This is a genomic window from Nocardiopsis sp. TNDT3 (assembly GCF_003427465.1).
GTDB lineage: Bacteria > Actinomycetota > Actinomycetes > Streptosporangiales > Streptosporangiaceae > Nocardiopsis > Nocardiopsis dassonvillei.
Window position 1 is genome coordinate 1 of sequence record NZ_QPFC01000877.1, and the last position, 2,300, is coordinate 2,300.

Consider the following 2,300-nt stretch of genomic DNA (forward strand, 5'->3'; position numbering starts at 1 on the left):
CACCACCCCCCACCACACGTCGGGCCCGGTCGCCGGGCCCTGCTCACCGGCGCCCTGGCCGCGGCCGGACTGGCCGCCGCGGGCTGCGCGCCCCCCGACGCACTGCTGACCGGGGACACCCGCCTGCGGCAGTGGAACCTCTTCTCGGGCGGCGACGGCCTGCGGATGATCGAGATGCACGACGCCTACCGGGCCGAGCACCCGGAGGTCGACTTCCGGGCGACCACCTTCACCTGGGGCTCCCCCTTCTACACCAAGGTCGCGATGGGCGCGGCGGGAGGGCGCGGCGCCGACATCGCCACCGTGCACGTCTCCCGCCTGGAGAGCCTGGCCCCCGGGAGGCTGCTGGACCCGGTCGACCCGGCGCTGCTGGCCGAGGCCGGGATCGACGACACCGTGATCCCGCCCAACGTCTGGGAGAAGTGCTTCTTCGACGGGCAGCTGTACGCGGTCCCCATCGACACGCACGTCCTGATCCAGTACCACAACCTCGACGTGTGCCGCGAGGCCGGACTGCTCGACGCCGACGACCGGCTGGTCCAGGTCAGCGGGCTGGACGACTACATGGCCATGCTCCGCGAGATCAAGGCGGTCACCGGGGCCTACGGCCTGTCCGTCGACACCTGGCAGCCCTGGCCCAACTTCTGGGCGCTCTACCGCCAGCAGGACGGGGAACTCCTCCTGGGCGAGGACGACTTCACCATGGACGACGACAAGGCCCTGGCGGCCATGGAGGTCATGTACCGGCTCTCCGAGGAGGAGCTGGCGCCCCGCCACTCGATGCTGGCCGACACCGCGGCCAACCTCTCCAACGGCAGGGCCGGGCTGATGATCCACGGCAACTGGGAGATCCCGACGCTGGAGGCCGCCGGAACGGCCTTCTCGGCGTCCCAGTTCCCCGACGTCTTCGGCAACCGCCGCACCCGAGGCGACTCGCACTGCTACGTGTTCCCGCACCAGCGCGACCCCGACCCCGAGCGGATCCGGGCCGCCGTCGGATACGCCGCATGGATGCTGCGCCACAGCCTCACCTGGGCCGGGGGCGGCCACATCCCCGCCTACCGGCCCGTGGTCGAGAGCGCCGAGTACGAGGCGCTGCACCCCCAGTCCGCGTACCGCGAGGCGGCCGAGAACGTGCAGTTCGAGCCCGAGGCCTGGTTCAGCGGCTCGGCGGGGCGCCTCCAGGAGGAGGCCAACGGCCCGCTCACCACCCTCCACCAGGGGACCCAGACACCCGAACAGGCGCTGGAACAGCTCAAGGGAGCCATCCGCGACCTGCTGACCGTGCCGTCACCGGTGTGAGGGAGTCCGCCATGACCGCCCAGACCCCAGCGCCTCCCAGGACCGCGGCCTCCGGTCCCTCCGGCCGCGGCCCCGTGGACGTGCGCCGCAGGCCCGCCGTGTGGACCGGGCTGTGGTTCGTCCTGCCCTTCCTCGCCTTCTACCTGCTCTTCCTCCTGTGGCCCGCCCTCGTCGGGCTCGTCTACTCCTTCACCGACCGCAGCCTGGCCGGGGGGCCGGTCTCCTTCGTGGGACTGGACAACTGGCGGGAGAGCCTGACCGACCCCGACATGTGGGACGCGCTGTGGAACACCCTGTGGTTCACGGTGCTGAGCGTCCCCCTCATGGTCGCGCTGGCCCTGGCCCTCGCCCTGCTGACCGACCACGCCCGGCACCTGGGGTGGTTCCTGAGGCTGTCGTTCTTCGCGCCGTTCGTGCTCCCGGTCGCGGTGATGACCCTCGTCTGGAACTGGATGTACAACCCCAGCCTGGGCCTGTTCAACGGCGTCCTGGGACAGCTCGGGCTGGACGGCGTCGAGTGGCTCTTCAGCGAGGACACGGCGATGCTCTCGGTCGTCGTCGCCACCGCGTGGTGGCAGGTCGGCTTCAACTACCTGCTCTACCTCGCGGCCATGCAGTCGATCCCCAAGGACGTGTACGAGGCCGCCGCCATCGACGGCGCGGGCGCCTGGCAGCGCGTCGGCCGGATCACCCTGCCCATGCTGGCGCGCACCACCGCGCTGATCACCGTGCTCCAGCTCATCGGCTCCCTGCGCGTGTTCGAGCAGATCTACCTCATGACCTCGGGCGGCCCGAACTTCGCCACCAGGACCGCGATCCAGTACATCTACGACTCCGGTTTCGTGGGCCTGCGCATCGGACTGGCCTCCTCGATGGCCTACGTCTTCATGGCCCTGGTCGTCGTCGCCTCCATAGCCCAGTTCCGCCTCTTCGCACGGAAGGAGGCCTGACCGGCCATGGCAGCCCCCACCGCCCCCGCCGCGCGGCGCGTCCACCGG

Annotated in this window: 2 protein-coding genes; both read left to right on the top strand. The window is 71.0% G+C overall.

Going from position 1 to position 2,300, the window contains the following annotated elements:
- Positions 1 to 1,302 (top strand): extracellular solute-binding protein (locus DQW06_RS20970; protein WP_232833106.1); only part of this gene is annotated, 1,302 nt, incomplete at its 5' end.
- Positions 1,303 to 1,313: 11 nt separating this feature from the next.
- The gene (locus tag DQW06_RS20975) at positions 1,314 to 2,252 is read left to right on the top strand and encodes a carbohydrate ABC transporter permease (RefSeq protein ID WP_117199150.1); all 939 of its coding nucleotides are present in this window, start codon (positions 1,314 to 1,316) and stop codon (positions 2,250 to 2,252) included.
- The last annotated feature ends 48 nt before the right edge of the window (positions 2,253 to 2,300 follow it).